Consider the following 19465-nt stretch of genomic DNA (forward strand, 5'->3'; position numbering starts at 1 on the left):
TACTAAAATGGCTCACAAAAAAGGAGTTGGTAGTTCGAAAAACGGTAGAGAATCAGAATCGAAACGATTAGGAGTTAAGATTTTTGGTGGACAAGCGGCAATCGCTGGTAACATACTCGTTAGACAAAGAGGTACTACTCACAACCCAGGAGAAAATGTATATATGGGAAAAGACCATACATTACATGCAAAAGTTGACGGTCTTGTGAAATTCACAAAGAAATCTAACAACAGATCTTACGTGTCAATCGAACCATTCGAAGCATAGTTAAGATTCAAATCATAAAAAAAGCCTGAACGTTTGTTCAGGCTTTTTTTATGGAAAAGATTTACTATTCTGCAAATCCTTTTTTCTTTAATAATGGTTCAATTTCTGGTTCCGCACCACGGAAATTTTTATACAATTCCATTCCTGGTTGCGATCCGCCCATACTTAACATTTTTCTGTAACGCTTTGCCGTTTCAGGATCAAATATGTTTCCAGTATCTTTAAACACCTGAAAAGCATCAGCATCTAATACTTCTGACCATAAGTAACTGTAATATCCTGATGAATATCCTGTTGCACTTGAAAAAATGTGTCCAAAGTATGTATTTCTATAACGTGGAATAATTTCATCAATTAAGCCCAACTTATCCATAGCTTCTTTTTCAAAAGCATTTGCATCTGTTGGCATAGTGTCTTTTTTAGAATGCCAAGCCATATCTAAATATGCCGCAGCCATATATTCAACTGTAGCAAAACCGCCGTTGAAAGAGTTTGCATCTTTCATTTTCTTGATCATACTATCTGGAATTACTTCTCCAGTTTTGTAGTGTTTTGCAAAGAGGCGTAATACTTCTGGTTCGCTCATCCAGTTTTCCATTACTTGCGAAGGAAATTCTACAAAGTCTCTTGGAACATTGGTTCCAGATAATGATTCATATTTTACATTTGAGAAGAGTCCGTGTAAGGCATGTCCGAATTCATGAAATAAAGTTTCTGCTTCCGTAAATGATAGTAACGATGGCGAATCTCCGGAAGGAGCAGGATAATTGAAATTGTTAGTCACAATTGGCGTCACCATTCCGTTAACGTTCATTTGACTGCGTAAGGCATTCATCCAAGCACCACCACGTTTGCTTTCGCGTGCAAAGAAATCCATATAAATAATTCCTAAATGTTTTCCATCAGCTTCTAATACTTCAAATACTTGTTGGTCTTCATGCCATTTTGGAACGTTGTCCATTTCTTTAAACGTTAAACCAAATAATTTAGTTGCCAATGCAAACACACCATCTCTTACCGCTGTAAATTCGAAATATGGACGTGTTTGATCTTCATCAAAGTTGTACCGTTCTTTTCTAACTTTTTCAACATAATGTCTCCAATCGCTTCCAGCAAAAGTTCCAGAAACACCTTCACTTTTCATCTTTTTTGCTAATGCTTCCCGTTCTGATTTTGCCATTGCCAACGCAGAAGGCCATAGTTTATTCATAAAACCATATACAGCTTCTGGTGTTTCAGCCATATTATCTGAGAGAATGTATGCCGCATGAGAGTCGTAACCTAGTAAATTTGCTTTTTCTAAACGTAAAGAAGCCATTTCTATTAAAATTGCTTTGTTATCACTTTCATTGTCATTATTAGCTCTGTTTGCATAACCGTCAAATAGTATTTTACGCGCTTCTCTGTTTGGAGACGATTGTAAGAACGGATTGATGCTTGGACGCTGCAACGTAAACGACCAACCATCTTTGTGACCTCTATTTTTTGCTTCTGTAGCGGCTAACGCAACTAAACTTTCTGGAAGATTTCCTAAGTCTTTTTTGTCTTTAGTATGATATTCAAAAGCATTGGTTTCATCTAATAGGTTTTCGCCAAAATCGCCTCCGAGTGCGGCCAGTCGTGTGTTAATCTCGCGCAAGCGATCTTGTTTTTTTCCTTGTAAATTGATTCCAGAACGTACAAAACGTTTGTGTGTTTCGTTTAATAAACGCATTTCTTCTGAAGAAAGGTTTAGTTTGTCTTTTTGATCATAAACTGCTTTTACACGCTTAAATAATTGTGCGTTTAAGTTGATATTATCATTGTGCGTTGCCATGGCAGGTATAATTTCTTTGGCGGCTATTTTTAGGATACTGTCTGTATTTGCTCCATTTACCGCATAAAATATACGTTGCAATCTGTTTAAGTTTTTCCCACCAAATTCTAGTGCTTCAATGGTATTCTGAAAAGTTGGCGTTTCAGTATTTTCAGTAATTTTTTTAATTTCTTGTTTGTTTTCTTCTAGCGCAATTCTGAAGGCTGGCAAGTAGTCGCTACTTTTTATTTTGTCGAAAGGTGGTACTCCAAAAGGCGTATTCCATTCGGTTAATAAAGGATTATCATTCATAGATTCATTGGATTTTTTTTCAGGCGTAGCATCTTTGCAGGAAGCAAATAACAGAATGCTACTCATAATGGCTATTGAGGTACGTTTCATCTGTTTTTTATTTTATGAATTAGGTCAGTTAGAATTATTTACGATTCCATCATTATCAAATTAAAGTGAGTATCCGTGTTAGGTTTTACATATTAATTATGCTCATTTCATCGAATAAATAATTTGAACAACAAGATACTGTTTTTGTTTTAAAACGATAATAGCTTCCAAAACCTTAACATAGTATAAAGTCGCTTAAGTCAAGAAAATTGTATGATCTTTAGCTTTTTAAACAGTGTATAATTCCCCTAAACTTAATTTGTATTTATGAAGAAAGAAATTTCTTTTTTCCTGTTTCATTGTGAAGTAGAGAAAAAGTTAAGCCAAAAAACGCTTAAAGCATATGAAACTGATTTAAGACAGTTTGATGAATTTTTGAAGAAGGATGATATTTCAACAATTACAAAAGAAGATTTGAAATCATACTTAGGAATGCTTACAAAGCATGCTTCAAGGACGATGAAACGAAAAGTAGCGACATTGAAAACCTTTTTTTCTTTTTTAGAGTTTGAAGAATCTATTGAAAACAATCCTTTTCATAAAGTTCGAATTAAGATAAAGTTGGATAAGTTGTTGCCGAAAATTTTATCAATTTCTGAGATTAATTCCATTTTAAAGCATGCATATTTTGAAAAAGAAAGTATACAACTATTAGACTCGTATCAATATAAAGAAGCGATTCGAAATATTGCTGTGTTGGAATTATTGTTGGCGACAGGAATTAGAGTTTCAGAATTGTGTAGTTTGAAAAAAGAAAATATTGGTGACAATTTTGAAACCATTCGCATTTTAGGAAAAGGAAATAAAGAACGAAATATTCCAATAACGAATAAAGCTACCAAAGAAGCACTAAAGAATAATTACAAATCATTTAAAACGATTATTGATGCTTCTTCTTTTTTCTTTATCAACCGATTTGGGAATCCACTTTCTACACAGTCTGTTCGTTTGTTGGTAAAAAAGTATGCTTTAAAAGCTAGTATTCGTAGAAACATAACACCGCATGTTTTTCGGCATTCGTTCGCCACTTTATTATTAGAAGAAGATGTTGATATTAGATACATTCAGCATTTTTTGGGGCATAGTTCTATTAATGTTACTCAAATGTACGCACACGTGAATGAGAAGAAGAAAACAGCGTTGTTAACGATTAAAAACCCGAGGAATTTTGTGAATTTTTGATTTGGTTGGTTGTCTGAATGAATGATAACTAATTATTATGATTCTATGGCATGACCTAATAGTAGCACTTATAGGACTTTTTATAGGAACTCTTCTTGGTAACGAGCTAAATAGATTTCTATATAGACCTAATGTATTGATTAAATTTAGAAATATTAGTGTCTTAAGAAATGAAGATGGAGCATTTTGGTCAATATTAGTAGCTAATACTGGTAGAACCTGTGCGGAAAATTGTATTGGGTGTATAACTATATTCAACTTAAATAAAATGGACTTAATGGAGCAAAATGAAGCGTTAGCTGACGAGCAATTGCCGAGATATAAAAACGAGAACATTGATTTAGAGTATCCAAGATCTCAGCTGACTGCGCCTTCCAAATATAGAGATTTGAAATGTGCTTCCTTATGTTGGTCTCACCATGGAAATCCTTATGAATTAAATATAAATCCAGGAATGGTAAGGGGTTTAGATATATGTCGGATACAGTATCACGATAAAAAAAAATATTGGTACCTAATATTTCCTTCAGAAAAAGGCTGGAGAAAAATAAGATTAAGATGTAGACTTAAAAGTTACAAGGGAAGGCTATTTATCTGTCCTGCAAATGAATTTCCTAAAAGCATTGATTTCGAAATCTTTTTAAATAATAAAGATATACCTGTTTTCAAATTTATTAAAAGAACTTGGATTAAAAATATGAAATTCTTTTTAAGAAGAAAAAGTATGATACTAGATGACCACTAAATAGATGAGTTATATATACTATTATATTTCTTTGCACATTCTCTTAAATCATTATTTATTCTAAATCTAATCATCTCATTATTGATTTTTTTTGTATCTGAATTAGAAATATAATCGATTATGGCTTTAGCTAATGATGAAGGGTTCTCAGGTTCAAAGAAATATGCATGAGCGTAATTTAATGCAATCTCTTGATAAGTTGGAATAGCACTTAGGAATGTAGGGATTCCATAGGATAGTGATTCTGAAATTGATAATCCATAAGAACAAAATCTTTCAGCAGATATAACTATATCACACTGCTCATAGGCTTCTCTTATGTCAATATAATTTTTTATTTTCACCTCTGTTGTCAGATTATAAAAATTAACTTTTTCTAAGAATGAACTAACTTCATTTTTATAATGTTCTTTGACTCCCGTGAAAATTATTTCAAAATCAAAATCATTATCTTTCAGTATTTTGCATGCTTTCAAAGCTATTATGTGACCTTTTTGCGCCATTCTAAATCTTGATGGAAATAATAGCTTTATTTTTTCTTTAAAATTCTTGTTTCCTATACGGGTTATTTGAAAGTCCTCTAAGTGAATTCCCAACTTAATACTACTTATTTTTAAATCAAATAATTTACTAAAGAGCTCTGAGTAATAAATCGATGGAACGTAGAGGTTGTCATAGTTGTGTAAATAGGTTTTCTTATCTTTTATTAAACTACTCATAAAATTAAAAAAACCAACTCCCCATTTACTATCGTATTCTTTTTCATTTTCATGGTTAGTAACAAAATATTTTTTTTTAGCGGGAATATACAAATTTGAAGCGAAAGAATTAAAGTGAAATATGTCAGCCTCTATGTCGGCAATTTGAGCAAGACAATAATTAGAAAGTTCACGTAATTTTTCTACTGAATATTTATTATTTAAAATTTCTTTTGAAATGAAGTTAGAACTCGAATTATAGAGCTTATATTTATCAATATACTGTTGAGGAACTATTCCTAAAACCTTTATTCCTTCTATATTAATTTCTTTATTTAAACTGGAACACACGATAAAAACATCATGTCCAAGAGTTTTCATCTCTTTTGCATATTTAATCATGAATCTCTCGACTCCTCCTATGTAATTTTTATTTATTGTGTAAAGTGTGTGTAAGCAAATTTTCATAGTTATTATATTAACGAATATTTTCAACTGATATATAGTCTATTGAAACTGATATTCCTTTTACTTCTATATTTAATCTATACTCTAGAGTTTGTCTCAAATCTTGATATTCAAATTCAAGTCTAAATTCTTTATATTCTAGGGTAAGTTCTTCTAGTTTAATCTTTCTGATATTCAATAACGTATTCGTATCTACGTAATCAAAAATGTCAATAGTTAATACTTCAGTACTTAAATCTGGAAATTTTGAATACTCATTTTCATTGAGTCTAATACTATATCTTAATAAATATTTACTTTTAAATGGTAAACGCTTATATGGTCCATAAACTGCTCTGCCCTGTGTATCTAACTTCATAGCCGTTAAATTCATCCTGAGTTTAGCCTTAGGGTCTCTATGAATAATACCACACCTTGTTCTCATTGCAGATTCATCAAAAGGATAATAATATGCTTTAAATCGACCTATTTCTAGAGGGGTAAAAGAATCATTAGAAGGCTTGTTTATTATACTACTAAATTGGATGATACTGTCGGCGTAACTTTCAGTTTTAGAATCATGATTAATATCTATTATTTTTTTTGCTAGAACTTTTATATTTTCAATAGTTTCTCTCTCAAATTCTTTAACTTTTTTTAATTCGCGATTTGCATATATAGTATGTCCAAAAGAAATTACAATGATGATTCCAAAAACAACATTTAAATAATCCATAATAATTAGTTATCCTTTATTCAAATATAAACAAATAAATCACTTCCAACTAACTAAAGATAAAACTTACGGTTTTCCGTAAAAACTAACTGTTGAATACGAATCATCGATTCTTCCCGTTTTTACTCTATACATTCATATAAATCGCATTTTATGAAACAAATTTTTACTATCGTTTTCCTTTGTATGAGTTTTGCTGTTTTCAGTCAAAAGAAAATTCATGTGTTTGTGGCTTTGTGTGATAATGTAAATCAAGGAATTGTTCCAGTTTCGAAATCGCTGGGAAATGGTCAAAATCCGCGAACTAATCTGTATTGGGGCGCATTATATGGTGTGAAAACACATTTTAAACGTAGTAAGGATTGGGAATTTATAAAAATGATTCCTTCAAATAATTCAAAAATTTTAGAACGAATTTTATTTAAACATAAAACATCAAATACATATTTGCTAGCTGATGCGTACGATGGAAAATATATTAAGCAAACTACAATAGATTTTTTGCAAGCGAGTAGTGGAGAAGGTTCTGAAGAAATTATTGTGAATGATCAAAAACTAAATTTCAGCGGAAATTCAGACTTAGTTGCGTATGTTGGTCATGATGGTTTAATGGAATTTAACTTAAACATCAAACTAAAACCGAAAAATACCAAGAAGCGTGATGCAATTATGCTTGCGTGTATTAGTAAAGACTATTTTAAGCCGTATTTAGAGAAAACTGGCGCCAATCCGCTCGTTTGGTCTACAGGTTTGATGTCGCCTGAAGCATATACCTTAAAATGGGCAATTGACGGTTGGATTTTAAACGAATCGGATACAGAAATCCGAGAGCGTGCCGCAAAAGCATATCATGCATATCAAAAATGTGGATTGCGTGGCGCAAGAAGACTTTTGGTAACAGGATATTAAGTGTAAAAACTCTTTCCTCAAAAAAGAGAAAAGAGTTTCCTTACATGTTACCAAGTTGGAGCCCATACGTCCCAACATTCCATACATTCAGTTTTTGGTAAAGATAACCAAGCTGGTGGATCTGCTGGTCTTACAGGAGCATTTCCTCCATTATTTGGAGCGGCTCCACCATTTACATTTTCCAAGTTAGAGATTACATTTTTCTTAAATGTTAATCTGTTTACAATCTTCTTTTTCATAATTTAAAATTTTGTGATTCTACAGCTAAGTTCTGATTGTATTATTTTGTTACCCAAATTATCTTATGAATAAAAAAGTGCCTTACTCAGATGAGATAAAACACTTTCATTACTACTAGTTTATACTTTATATCTAAGTTTGGCATGTGTGTTTTTGTTACCCAACTATTTATAAAGAAGTAAAAAGGCTTTCGTAACATTAACAACTTTCTTTTGGCATCTTGTTGTTAGATAATTCATAACATCCATTTTAATTATTTTACACATATTGATTAAAACTTATGATGAAAGTTCTTAAAACGGATGTCTATTTAATTAAATTAAGGCTTCGTGTCACCATTACTAATACTATCCAACACGCCTCCAACACTAGAAGTACAGTCTTCAGTACATCTATCATATGATGGCGGTGTTTCTGACGGTGCGTGGCAACTCAATGTTCCTCCTCCGTATATCATATGGAAATTGGCAATTTTCGACTTTTTTAACTGCAATACAATTGATTTTTTTTTCATGCTAAAAATTTTAATGTTAATGACTGCAACATAAATGATATTGCTAAAGTTTCATAATGCAACTACCTTCGATTCATGAATTAGCGGTTATATTTTTGATAAAATAAGAAGGATAAATTCCTGTATATTTTTTGAATGCTCTGGAAAATGAACCTTCACTTTTAAAACCTAATTCTTCAGCAATTCCTTTAATACTATATGAACGAAACACTTTATCATTTTTAATGCGTTGCAATGCATAATTAATTCTCAACTCGGTAATATAATTTATAAAAGATTTGCCTTTATGCTGATTAATTATTTTTGATAAATAGTTGGTATTCGTATTTAATTTTTTAGCAACAAAATTTAAACTGGTTTTCGGATTTAAAAATTCAAGCTTAATTTCAAATTTTTCTAAGCTTTTCAATAGGTTATCAACCTTTTCGTTAGAAATTACACTGACAGCTTTTTGTTCAGTAATTGAATCTAGTTTTTTTTGTGTTTCTAATGTGTTGATATGTTTTAGAAGTTCGGTAAATCTTTTTTTATTAGTATGTTTATTATAGACAAATAAACTAATAAATATAAGTAGTAAAAGTGATAGAAAGCCTCCAACTATTTTTAAAATAGTATTATTCTTTTGTTCCTTAAAAGTAGCATTTTTAAGTTTTTGAATTTCTTGTTGATAATTAACGTTATCATATTGTTCCTCTATTTTTTTAGATACTTTTCTTTTAATTGTATTGATTCTATTTTGTAATGAAGCTGCTTTACTGTAGTTTTCAAGTGCTTTCATATGGTTATCAGTTTCTTTGTAACTTTTGGCAAGTGAAGAAGTAATATCATATTGTAATAAAAGTTGAGATTCTTTCTCTTGAGCTAAATTTTTAGCTTTTTCCAACACCTGAATTGCTTCTTTGTATTTACCTTCTTCACACAAACATTTTCCAGAAAATTGATAATTTAAGATCAAGTTGTTATAATTAGAGCCGTCAGTAGCAAGACGGTCTGCTTTGGAAAATGCTTCTTTTGCTGTTTGATATTGTTGTTGTTGACAAGCTATTTTTCCGCTAATCATATAATAATTTACAAGATATGTAGTATCATTTTGTATGAGTTCTTTTAGTATATTGTTATAATAAGTTGCTTTCTCTATGTCAGATTTAATATAAATTGCCGCAAGTGACATAATAGTCAATGTATAGATTTCCTTTGTTCTATTTGACGATAACGATTCAATCTTTTTTAAATTATCTAAAAAAATGGAAGTAGCTTCTTCAGTATTGCCCATTTGTTCTTTTATAAAAGCTATATTATGGTTAGATCGTATCTGCTGTAGTATGTCATTATTTTTTTTAGCAATAGAATCAACTTTCAAATGATAGTAAATTGAATTTTGATACGCGCCTAAGTTATTGTAAATGTTTCCTCTTATTTTATACGCAAATAATAAAATTGTTTCCTCTTTAAATTTAGCAGCATATGCAATACCAGTATCAGAATAGTTAATTGCATTGTTATAATCTCCAACACGGTTTTCAATATCAGTTAAAAACAAATAGGAAAAAGCTTTCTTCGTATTATTGCCTTCTACTGTAGCCTTTTTTAAAAAACTTTTTGCGTAAGCTTTTGCAAGCGAAGCATCTTTATTTCGATTTGCGTAATAGTTCGATTCTAAATATTCATAAGTTAATTGTACTACAGTATCTTGTTGTGCATTTAAAAAACATACACATAAAAATAGCATACAGCTTATAAAGTGTTTGAAGGCATTCATTTATGTAAAAGTTTTATTTTTAGAGGAAAAATATCGCTTGAGATATAATCAAGTAACACAAATTGTTAATTGTTACCCGAATATAACAAAAAAAGAAAGCGAATTACTACACAACGAATGCTTCAGTCATTAAATTGTCTTAAAAAAGGTCTTAAATCGTATCTGCCATTGTTTTCATCTAGTGTTCTACTAAATGTCTGCTACAATTTTTGAATGATATTTATTGTGTATGAACTGCCAAAAAATAAAAGTTTTCTGTAAGCGTGGTTGAAGAAATTTATAGTTATTTCAATTTTAAAAAGTGGTTAGATATGTAAATTGAAAAACCATTACCAAAATAATACTATTTTGATAATGGTTTTAAATGAAATTAAAGAGTCAAATTTTTAATGATCGCACACGCGAACAGTATTTTGACAACCTACGGTAAAACAATCCCACCAAGTTGCAGGAATTGGACAATGTGTATAACACGTATTATAATACTTATTTGTCAATTCGCAAGTACGTCCGGAAACACCACCTATAGTAGAATTAGCTTCTAAATTAGATATGTTTTTCTTGTTTAAACTAAGTTTAATTTTTGATTTTTTCATGATTCTATAGTTTTTTAGATTTGATTCTACTATTAATGATCACATACAAAAATAGTATTGCCACAATTATTTGTAACAGGAGGTGTAGGACATGCAGAATAACATGATTTGTAATACTTGTTTGTGTACTCACAAGTACGTCCAGAAACACCACCTATAATTGTATTACTTTGTAGGTTAGAAACATTTTTCTTATTTAAGCTAAGTTTAATATTTGATTTTTTCATAATTGTATAATTTAATTGGTATAACGTATTAACAGCAATGTGAATAAGGTAGACTCATCCATTCTTTTTCTTTACTTGGCGGGTAGCTTCCGTGTTGAGAACCCAATCCTCCATGTATCCAAAGAGTATTAAACCTTGAAATTGATTTCTTACTTAATGTTAAACTTTTTACATTTCTTTTTTTCATGATTTATGGTTTTAAATTTTAGTACTTTTTTGATGCATTAAATAATTTTTAGCTTTTACGATCCCAAAATGTATCAGTACTTGGAGGCCAGCAAAAACAATCTGTATGCGGTAATGAAATCCATCCCAAACCACCTTTTACTTTACTTAGTTTAGAAATCACTGTTTTCTTAACTTTAAGTTTTGCTAAATTCTTTTTTTTCATAATCGTATAATTTTAAATTAATTATTGACATGAAATTAGAATGAAATTTTAGCCAAAACAACTTGTGCAAGGTTCGTTTTATAAAAAAGAGGTGTAATTTTTTACAATCTAATATTAACTTTATCTTCCTCGGCTTGCAAGCTGTCAGGTCTTGTAGTTACTGTATGCCAACAAAGTGGAGGCTTGGAACAACAGTTCGTTTTTTCACTTACATTTGGGCCAGCTCCGCCAGTAACCACAAGATTTGCGATGTTAATTTTTTTAAGTTTTAAAGAAATTGAAGTAAATTCTTGTTTTTTCATGATCAAAAATATTTATAATAATTTTTTACCTAATATAGAGAATACGTAGGCTTGAAGGAAAAATACTTGCCTTCATTTTATAAAATAGAGGTTAGGTTTTTTATAAAAAATGAAGGGTAAATTCCTGTTTGTTTCTTAAACGCTCTCGAAAATGCACCTTCACTCTTAAAACCTAATTCTTCGGCAATTGCTTTGATGCTATACGAACGCAAAACACTATCACTTTTCAATTTGTGAAGTACATAATTGATGCGTAATTCTGTGATATAATTTTTAAACGTGACTCCTTTTTGCTCGTTCACAACTTGTGATAAATAGGTAGTATTTGTATTTAATTTTTTAGCGACAGAAACCAAACTTGTAGTTGACTTTAAAAATGAATTGGACTTTTCAAGTTTTTCAAGACCATCCAGTATTTTTGAAATTTTTTCATCTGAAATCTGAAACTTATTTGTTGGTTCGGGTAATGTGCTTTTTGAGGAATCAATAGCGAGTTGTTTCACCAATTGATCAAATTTTCTTTTATTAAGTCGTTGTTGTTTTCTATACAAAAAAAGTAAAATTGCAAACGCTGCCAACAAACTAATACACACAATTACTAATGAAGTATTTAGACTTTCTTTTCTTTTCGATTTAATTTTTAAAGATGAAATTTTACTTTCAAGTGTCTTTTTATCGTATTCTTTTAAAATTGTATACCGAATGGCTTTTTGTATGGTATCTGTATATGAAAAATTATGCGCTAAGTTGTAGTTTTCTAATGCTTTTTCAGTATCGCCAATTTGCTCATAACTATTTGCTAGTAAGGAAAGTACTTCTCTGTATTTAAAATCGTCAAAAGCAATCTCTTTTTGCAATGTTTTGATGGCTTCAAAAGCAACTATAGCTTCAGAAAATAGTTGTTGTTCGTAATACGATTTTCCGCGAAAGCGATATACAGAATATAAATTTCGTTTTGTGCCTAATGAAGAAATTAAACTATCGGCTTGTTGTAACACAGCCAACGCTTTGTCATATTCCTTTCGCTTATAATCTACAATTCCTTGTAATGAAAAATAATAACTCAGCGCATCCATGTCATTTTTTTCAAGACTCATTTTTTTAAGTTCAGGCAAGCAATCTGCGGCTTTGTCAATATCAAAATAGGTATATGCCGAGCACAATCCGATCAACGTATTTAAATACAGCGTATGGTAATTTTTCGATTCAATGAGTGGAGTTATAATTTCTTTATTTTTTAGAAATAATTCCGTGGCGCCTTCATGATCGCCCATAATATTTTTGATAGATCCAATACTGTGATTCGTATAAATTTGATACCGTACATTTTGCGTTTTTCTAGCTAAGGAATCTAATTTGAGATAATACGTAATTGCTTCGTTATACTTTCCGAAGGTAAAATATGTTTTTCCTTTTTGACTAAGCGCTTTGATAAGTAATGAATCGTTTTTCTTGTCTGTAGCATATGCAATGCTATACTCAATGTATTTTAGAGAAGCAGGCATGTTTCCAAAATAATTTTCGGAAGAAGCTATTAATAAAAATGCCAAATGCTCTTCAAGTTCATCACCTTCTTTTTTTGCTTTAGAAAGCAATGCTTCAGCATATATTTTAGCAGTTTTCGGATTGGTGTATTCTAAATTTTTATAGTGATTTTTTAAGTCTTTATATGAAATTTGCATCAAAGAATCTTGCTCTTGCGCAAGTATGCTTTCAAAAAAACATAGCATAAAGAAGAATGAAATACAGCAACGGAAACTCATGAGATGGTAAATTTAAGAATTAGAAAATTCTACTAGATAGTTCTTCAAATAAAACTTCTGTTACCCAATATAACAAAAAAGAAAACCCTTTGCCATATGACAAAGGGTTTCTAAACTATTTTTTACTTTCAGATTTTTTAGTATCTGTAGTATTCTGGCTTAAAAGGTCCTTCAACCGTTACACCAATATATTCTGCTTGGTCTTGAGAAAGCTCTTCTAACTCAACTCCAATTTTTGCTAAGTGTAAACGTGCTACTTTTTCATCTAAATGCTTTGGTAACATATACACGTCATTTTCGTACTTGTCAATGTTTTTCCAAAGTTCAATTTGAGCTAACGTTTGGTTTGTAAATGAATTACTCATCACAAAACTTGGATGACCTGTAGCACAACCTAAGTTTACTAAACGTCCTTCAGCTAATAAGATGATATCTTTACCGTCAATAGTATATTTATCAACTTGTGGCTTAATTTCAACTTTCGTATTTCCGTGAGTATCGTTTAGCCAAGTAACGTCGATTTCATTATCGAAGTGTCCAATATTACAAACAATCGTTTTGTCTTTCATTGCTTCAAAATGCTTTCCAACAACGATATCTTTATTTCCAGTAGTTGTAATTACGATATCTGCGTTTCCAACAACATTTTCTAATTTCTTCACTTCAAAACCGTCCATTGCAGCTTGTAACGCACAAATTGGATCAATTTCAGTAACTGTTACAATACTTCCAGCACCTTTAAAAGAAGCAGCAGTTCCTTTTCCAACATCTCCGTATCCACAAACAACAACTCTTTTTCCAGCTAACATAACATCTGTAGCTCTACGAATTGCATCTACAGCACTTTCTCTACATCCGTATTTGTTATCAAATTTAGATTTAGTTACTGAATCATTAATGTTAATTGCTGGCATTGGTAACGTACCATTCTTTACTCTTTCGTATAATCTGTGAACTCCAGTAGTCGTTTCTTCAGACAATCCGTTGATTCCTTCAACCAATTCAGGATATTGATCCAAAACCATATTTGTTAAATCTCCACCATCATCCAAAATCATGTTTAAAGGCTTACGATCTTCACCAAAGAATAACGTTTGCTCTATACACCACTCAAATTCTTCTTCATTCATTCCTTTCCATGCATATACTGGAATTCCAGCATCAGCAATAGCAGCAGCAGCTTGATCTTGTGTTGAGAAAATATTACAAGAACTCCAAGTAACTTCTGCTCCAAGTGCTTTTAAAGTTTCAATTAAAACGGCAGTTTGGATTGTCATGTGTAAACATCCTGCAATTCTTGCACCTTTTAATGGTTGTTCGTCTTTATATTCTTCACGAAGACTCATTAATCCTGGCATTTCTGCTTCGGCTAACTCAATCTCTTTTCTTCCCCATGCTGCCAAAGAAATATCTTTAACTTTATACGCTACGTAAGGAACTGATTTTGTGCTCATACTTTTTCTTTTTTTATAATTTGAATAAATATGGGTTGTGACCCAAAATATTTTTAAATTCGCTTTGTAACTTTACAACGCTTGCCACGTGCTAAAAGTTTGCGAGTGCAAAGGTACTAAATAACTTTTTAATATAATGTCTCTTTACAAAACTATAACAGTAAATAAACATACTAAAGTGCTGATTTGGAAGATAGAAGAATCTTTTGAAGCGCTAAATAAAGTTGTTACACTAACAAATCATTGTCAAGAACGACTTCATAAAATGCGTTCTGAAATTCATCAACGTGGATTTCTGAGCGTGCGTCATTTGTTGGCTGAGTTAGGATATACAGATTTTGATTTGTATTATGATTCAACTGGAAAACCACATTTAAAAGACGGAAAACATATTTCTATTACACATTCGTTTAACTTTTCAGCAATTATTGTAAGTGATTCAATTCCGGTTGGAATAGACATAGAAATGCAACGTGACAAAATATTACGAATTGCTCATAAATTTACACCATTACAAGAATACAATACGATAGCCAATCATGAAGCATTGGTTCGAAAAGTAACGATCGTTTGGGGCGGAAAAGAATCAATCTATAAAGTATTTGCCAAAAAAGGACTAAGTTTTCTAAAACATATAGATATAGACGATTTTTCTATAGAAGCTTCCAAAACCAAAGGAACCGTATATTACGGAAAAGAAATTGCAACCTATTCACTAGATTTTTTAGAGTTTGAAGGATTTACGTGTGTATATGCTTTAGAAGAAAATCGTTAAAACAATCGTATTGAAAACACTATATAACGACATCATTCAAGCAAAAAAAGACAAGCGAAAGTTAGTTGCTGTTTTGGTTGATCCTGATAAGATTGAAATTGATCACATTCCTAAATTTTTCAAAAAAGTACACAATGCTATCATTACACATGTGTTTGTTGGTGGAAGTACCGATGAAGAAAAAAAGATGGAAAACGTTACAAAAACCATCAAGCAACATACCCATTTACCAGTGTTAATTTTCCCTGGAAGTCATGAGCAAATAACGGAAGCTGCAGACGGAATTCTATTCTTATCTTTACTTTCTGGACGAAATCCTGAATACTTAATAACACAACAAATACAATCGGTTTCAAAACTAATTGATATCAACTTAGAAATTATTCCAACTGGTTATATATTAATAGATGGTGACGTAGAAACGGCTGTGCAACGTGTGAGTAACACACAACCAATATCGCAAGAAGAAAAAACTGTAATTTTGCACACAGCATTAGCAGGACAATTTTCGGGAAAGCAACTCATATATTTAGAAGCAGGAAGTGGCGCTAAAAAAATGGTTGCGCCAGAAATTATAAAAAAAGTATCCGATCAATTACAAATTCCGTTAATAGTTGGTGGCGGAATTCGATCAAAAGAACAGGTAAACAAGGCATTTCGAGCAGGCGCAGATTTAGTCGTAATCGGAACTGCTTTTGAAGAAAATGAAGACTTTTTAATAGAATTGAGTCCTTAGTATTGAGAAGTGACATTGCAATTTGAAACTTAAAACGTCACATCGAGCGCAGTCGAAATAGATAGAAAATTGTATCGAGAAGTACTTTTGAAACGAATAAACAGATACACAATAATTAAGTTTAACTAAAAAAAGATTCCTGCCTTCGCAGGAAATATTATGAACATATCAGTAGAACTAACCTTAACACCATTGCAAGATGACTTTGAAACACCAATTATCAACTTCATCAAAAAACTCAGAACTTCTGAATATACCGTTTTGGAAAATTCATTAAGTACACAAATTTATGGTGATTATGATGGAATAATGAAACTACTAACGTCTGAAGTAAAAACTGCATTTGAAAACGAAAACAACATTCTATTAACAATGAAAATTGTAAAATCTGACAGAAGTAACTATGAGCCAACTTTTTGATTTTTTCCTAGAACCTTACAAAGAAGCTATTTGGTTAGACATATTCTTGGAATTTGCCGCTGCTGTATTCGGAATTGCGAGCGTTTGGTTTGCCAAAAAAGAAAAAATTTGGGTATATCCAACAGGAATAGTTAGTACAATTATTTATATATACCTATGTTATAAATTCATACTCTATGGCGACATGATCATCAATATATATTACTCTATTATGAGTGTGTATGGTTGGTATTTATGGACGCGCGTTCGCGAAGATTCACAGCTCGAAATCTCACGAACCAACTTTTGGGACAAACTAAAAACGATAGGAATTTTCATATTTACGGCTGTTTTCACTTATGTTGTATACGTGCAATATGAAATGATTGACACACATTTAGACGTGCAAGAAACGATAGATTTAGTGTTGTCAAACCTTGGTTCAATTGAAGAAATAAGAAACATTACGCCATATCTTGACATGTTTACAACAGGAATTTTCTTTGCAGGAATGTGGTTAATGGCGAAGAAAAAAATAGAAAACTGGCTCTTCTGGATCTTTGGAAATATCATTTCAGTTCCGCTATATTTTGTAAAAGGACTTGGGTTTACAGCAATACAATTCACAATTTTCTTAATTTTAGCCATCTTTGGTTACATCGCATGGAGAAAAACCTTGAAAAACAAAGCAATAGAAGCTTCAAAATAGTTGTTTTTGGACCTGAATCTACAGGAAAAACAACGTTGGCAAAGCAACTTTCAGCACACTACAATGCTGTGTATGTGCCTGAGTATGCACGCATCTACGCGGAAGCGAAACAACAAAAAGGCGAAACACTAACTTCAGAAGATGTATTGCCAATTGCAAAAGGACAATTGCGTTTAGAATGCAAAGCGTCAGGAAATCCAATATTAATTTGCGATACCGACATCCTTGAAACACTAACCTATGCACGTATATATTATCCTAAATTTGAAAGCGAAACACTCAAAAAATATGTGCTAAAAAATAATGCAAATTTATATTTTTTAACTTATATTGATGTGCCTTGGAAAGCAGATGGAATTCGAGATTTGCCCAACAAAAGAGAAACTGCATTTTTAGAATTTCAAGCAACCTTAAAAAACTATAACCAACCATACATGTTGCTCACAGGAAATCCTATGGTACGATTTCAAAAAGCTGTTACAGCAATAGACAAACTACTAGAAAACTATTGAAATTCTCAGACAAACACATTCAACAAATAGAAGCAAAAGGACTTACAGTGCTTCAAGTGGAAGAACAAATAAATAAGTTTGGCAGAAAAATTCCATATGTAGATATTACTGAACATGCAAGTATAGATCGTGGAATTCTAAAACTAGATCAAACTGCCGAAACAACGTATGTGAGGATCTATGAAAAAGAACATGAAAAACTAGATATTCTAAAATTTACGCCAGCTTCCGGAGCGGCAACGCGTATGTTTAAGTTTCTATACAAATTCTTAGATACATACAATCCAAAAAAAGATTCCATTAATTCATATATCAATAAAGAAAAAGCACCTGAAATCCGATTATTTTTCATTGGTTCAGAAAAATTGCCTTTTTACGATGATGTTTTGAAATTTATGAATAAAACGGAATTAGATCGTATCAAAAATGGAGATATTTTTAACTATGACTTTGCTCGAACTTTAGTAGCAGAAGCAGGATTAAATTACGGAAACTACCCAAAAGGATTACTGCCTTTTCACAAATACAAAAATCACACATCTACACCTTTTCAAGAACACTTATTTGAAGCTGCAAGCTATGCGTGTCAAAATGGAAAATCGAAACTTCATTTTACAATATCACAACAGCACTATGATAAATTTATCAAAAAAGAACAGGAAATAATAAATCATATAGAAGGAAAAACGAAGTGTACATTTGAAATTTCATATTCCTATCAATCTGAAAGTACAGATACAATAGCTGTTGATTTGAAAAACAGACCTATTTTAGATACTAATGGCGAATTAGTATTCAGACCTGGCGGACATGGCGCTTTAATAGAAAACTTAAACGCAATTGATGCCGATTTAATCTTCATTAAAAACATTGATAATGTAGTAGTAAATACATATGAGGATGAAATTTCGCGTCATAAAAAGATTTTAGGTGGAAAGCTCATTGAGTTGCAACAAAAGGCATTTAAATTTATAGAAATGCTTCACAATGGCGTTTCTGATGAAGAACTTAATACTATTTTACACTTCCTTTTTGAAGCTTTAAATGTGCAAATCAGTGAAGAATTTGAAAAATATTCTCGAAAATATCAAATAGAATATCTCATCGAAAAACTAAACAGACCTATTCGTGTGTGTGGAATGGTAAAAAATGAAGGTGAACCTGGTGGCGGACCATTTTGGGTAAAACATGAAAATGGTTCAATTTCATTACAAATAGTAGAATCTGCACAAATAGATCGAAAAAACGATTACCATCAAAGTATCTTAAAAAAATCAACGCATTTCAATCCTGTAGATATTGTTTGCGGTGTAAAAGATTATCAAGGAAACAAATACAATTTAACACAATTCATTGATAAAAAATCATACTTCATCGCTTCAAAATCGAAAAGTGGTAAAAAAATAAAAGCCTTAGAATTGCCAGGCTTGTGGAATGGTGCAATGGCGTTTTGGAACACAATTTTTATTGAAGTTCCATTAGTTACATTCAATCCTGTAAAAACCATCAACGACTTATTAAAACCAACACATCAAATAAAATAGCGCAACCGAAAAGTAAACTGTTTTTTAAATCTCGACTGCGCTCAATTTGATATTTGTACTAAACTATATTCTCTTTAAAAAGTACATGGATTACCATTTCCATCTTGTCCATTTCCGATAGTATGTGTACAACGAATAGCTTCCGTAAGTTTAATAGGTTCTGTGACGGTTTGGCACGTATTCATATCTGAAATAATACACGGATTCTCAGTCAGTCGTATTGGAATATTTCCTCCAACGGCAATATTTCCCCCAAAAATTGCATTAGGATTTGATAAATTTGAAATTTGAGTTGTTTTTAACATCAGTTTTTTTTGAAAATTTTGTTTTTTCATAATTAAAATATTTTGGTTATGTATTAA

At 31.4% G+C, this 19465-nt stretch carries 23 protein-coding genes; 10 read left to right on the top strand and 13 right to left on the bottom strand.

Going from position 1 to position 19465, the window contains the following annotated elements; translation table 11 throughout:
* The first annotated feature begins 7 nt into the window (after positions 1–7).
* Positions 8–268, top strand: coding sequence for a 50S ribosomal protein L27 (rpmA, locus tag ACQ654_RS16575; RefSeq protein WP_405302421.1), 261 nt, complete (start codon positions 8–10; stop codon positions 266–268).
* 64 nt (positions 269–332) lie between these two features.
* Here the strand turns inward: rpmA and ACQ654_RS16580 are convergent, their stop codons facing one another.
* Entirely contained in the window at positions 333–2465 is a 2133-nt protein-coding gene (locus ACQ654_RS16580; RefSeq protein WP_430411464.1) for a M3 family metallopeptidase, read from the bottom strand.
* Between the two features lie 267 nt (positions 2466–2732).
* Here ACQ654_RS16580 and ACQ654_RS16585 point away from each other — a divergent pair, with 267 nt between their 5' ends.
* Both ACQ654_RS16585 and ACQ654_RS16590 read left to right on the top strand, forming a co-directional pair.
* Positions 2733–3647, top strand: a complete 915-nt coding sequence (locus tag ACQ654_RS16585; RefSeq protein WP_430411465.1) for a tyrosine-type recombinase/integrase — start codon at positions 2733–2735, stop codon at positions 3645–3647.
* Positions 3648–3684: 37 nt separating this feature from the next.
* Positions 3685–4392, top strand: a complete 708-nt coding sequence (locus ACQ654_RS16590) for a hypothetical protein (RefSeq protein ID WP_430411466.1) — start codon at positions 3685–3687, stop codon at positions 4390–4392.
* Here ACQ654_RS16590 and ACQ654_RS16595 read toward each other — a convergent pair.
* Both ACQ654_RS16595 and ACQ654_RS16600 read right to left on the bottom strand, forming a co-directional pair.
* Positions 4389–5558 carry a glycosyltransferase family 4 protein gene (locus ACQ654_RS16595; protein WP_430411467.1) on the bottom strand — a complete coding sequence of 390 codons (1170 nt, stop codon included), beginning with the start codon at positions 5556–5558 and terminating at the stop codon, positions 4389–4391. The two genes, ACQ654_RS16590 and ACQ654_RS16595, sit on opposite strands and share 4 nt — an antisense overlap.
* Positions 5559–5568: 10 nt before the next feature.
* Positions 5569–6273: a hypothetical protein gene (locus ACQ654_RS16600; protein WP_430411468.1), complete on the bottom strand. Its 705-nt coding sequence runs from the start codon at positions 6271–6273 to the stop codon at positions 5569–5571.
* Between the two features lie 153 nt (positions 6274–6426).
* Between ACQ654_RS16600 and ACQ654_RS16605 the strand changes: the two genes are divergently transcribed.
* Entirely contained in the window at positions 6427–7182 is a 756-nt protein-coding gene (locus ACQ654_RS16605; RefSeq protein ID WP_430411469.1) for a hypothetical protein, read from the top strand.
* 47 nt (positions 7183–7229) lie between these two features.
* Here ACQ654_RS16605 and ACQ654_RS16610 read toward each other — a convergent pair whose 3' ends face one another.
* The 9 genes from ACQ654_RS16610 to ahcY all read right to left on the bottom strand — a co-directional run bounded on the left by ACQ654_RS16610 (position 7230) and on the right by ahcY (position 14428).
* Positions 7230–7421 carry a hypothetical protein gene (locus ACQ654_RS16610; protein WP_430411470.1) on the bottom strand — a complete coding sequence of 64 codons (192 nt, stop codon included), beginning with the start codon at positions 7419–7421 and terminating at the stop codon, positions 7230–7232.
* A 320-nt stretch (positions 7422–7741) separates the two neighbouring features.
* The gene (locus ACQ654_RS16615) at positions 7742–7936 is read right to left on the bottom strand and encodes a hypothetical protein (protein WP_430411471.1); all 195 of its coding nucleotides are present in this window, start codon (positions 7934–7936) and stop codon (positions 7742–7744) included.
* Positions 7937–8009: 73 nt separating this feature from the next.
* On the bottom strand, positions 8010–9695 hold the full coding sequence (locus ACQ654_RS16620) for a helix-turn-helix domain-containing protein (protein WP_430411472.1): 1686 nt from the start codon (positions 9693–9695) through the stop codon (positions 8010–8012).
* Positions 9696–10081: 386 nt separating this feature from the next.
* Positions 10082–10291 (bottom strand): hypothetical protein, encoded by a 210-nt coding sequence (locus ACQ654_RS16625; protein WP_430411473.1) that lies wholly within the window; start codon positions 10289–10291, stop codon positions 10082–10084.
* A 255-nt stretch (positions 10292–10546) separates the two neighbouring features.
* The gene (locus ACQ654_RS16630; protein ID WP_430411474.1) at positions 10547–10705 is read right to left on the bottom strand and encodes a hypothetical protein; all 159 of its coding nucleotides are present in this window, start codon (positions 10703–10705) and stop codon (positions 10547–10549) included.
* Positions 10706–10753: 48 nt separating this feature from the next.
* Complete coding sequence (locus ACQ654_RS16635; protein WP_430411475.1) at positions 10754–10909, bottom strand: hypothetical protein; 156 nt, start codon at positions 10907–10909, stop codon at positions 10754–10756.
* 101 nt (positions 10910–11010) lie between these two features.
* Positions 11011–11211, bottom strand: a complete 201-nt coding sequence (locus ACQ654_RS16640; protein ID WP_430411476.1) for a hypothetical protein — start codon at positions 11209–11211, stop codon at positions 11011–11013.
* A 77-nt stretch (positions 11212–11288) separates the two neighbouring features.
* Positions 11289–12974, bottom strand: a complete 1686-nt coding sequence (locus ACQ654_RS16645) for a helix-turn-helix domain-containing protein (protein WP_430411477.1) — start codon at positions 12972–12974, stop codon at positions 11289–11291.
* Between the two features lie 137 nt (positions 12975–13111).
* The gene (gene ahcY, locus ACQ654_RS16650; RefSeq protein ID WP_430411478.1) at positions 13112–14428 is read right to left on the bottom strand and encodes an adenosylhomocysteinase; all 1317 of its coding nucleotides are present in this window, start codon (positions 14426–14428) and stop codon (positions 13112–13114) included.
* 136 nt (positions 14429–14564) lie between these two features.
* Between ahcY and ACQ654_RS16655 the strand changes: the two genes are divergently transcribed.
* The 6 genes from ACQ654_RS16655 (at position 14565) to ACQ654_RS16680 (ending at position 19103) form a co-directional block, all read left to right on the top strand.
* Positions 14565–15203 (top strand): 4'-phosphopantetheinyl transferase family protein, encoded by a 639-nt coding sequence (locus ACQ654_RS16655; RefSeq protein WP_430411479.1) that lies wholly within the window; start codon positions 14565–14567, stop codon positions 15201–15203.
* Positions 15204–15213: 10 nt separating this feature from the next.
* On the top strand, positions 15214–15939 hold the full coding sequence (locus tag ACQ654_RS16660) for a geranylgeranylglyceryl/heptaprenylglyceryl phosphate synthase (RefSeq protein ID WP_430411480.1): 726 nt from the start codon (positions 15214–15216) through the stop codon (positions 15937–15939).
* 159 nt (positions 15940–16098) lie between these two features.
* Positions 16099–16359, top strand: a complete 261-nt coding sequence (locus ACQ654_RS16665) for a YkoF family thiamine/hydroxymethylpyrimidine-binding protein (protein WP_430411481.1) — start codon at positions 16099–16101, stop codon at positions 16357–16359.
* Entirely contained in the window at positions 16343–17047 is a 705-nt protein-coding gene (pnuC, locus tag ACQ654_RS16670) for a nicotinamide riboside transporter PnuC (RefSeq protein ID WP_430411482.1), read from the top strand. Before ACQ654_RS16665 ends, pnuC begins: the two co-directional genes overlap by 17 nt.
* Positions 17002–17559: an AAA family ATPase gene (locus ACQ654_RS16675; RefSeq protein WP_430411483.1), complete on the top strand. Its 558-nt coding sequence runs from the start codon at positions 17002–17004 to the stop codon at positions 17557–17559. Before pnuC ends, ACQ654_RS16675 begins: the two co-directional genes overlap by 46 nt.
* Positions 17556–19103, top strand: a complete 1548-nt coding sequence (locus tag ACQ654_RS16680; protein ID WP_430411484.1) for a DUF4301 family protein — start codon at positions 17556–17558, stop codon at positions 19101–19103. The genes ACQ654_RS16675 and ACQ654_RS16680 overlap by 4 nt, the downstream gene beginning before the upstream one ends.
* A 74-nt stretch (positions 19104–19177) precedes the next feature.
* On the opposite strand, the gene ACQ654_RS16685 is transcribed toward ACQ654_RS16680, so the two are convergent.
* Complete coding sequence (locus tag ACQ654_RS16685; protein ID WP_430411485.1) at positions 19178–19438, bottom strand: hypothetical protein; 261 nt, start codon at positions 19436–19438, stop codon at positions 19178–19180.
* Positions 19439–19465: the final 27 nt, after the last annotated feature.

This window comes from Kordia sp., from assembly GCF_965283645.1.
Classification (GTDB): domain Bacteria; phylum Bacteroidota; class Bacteroidia; order Flavobacteriales; family Flavobacteriaceae; genus Kordia.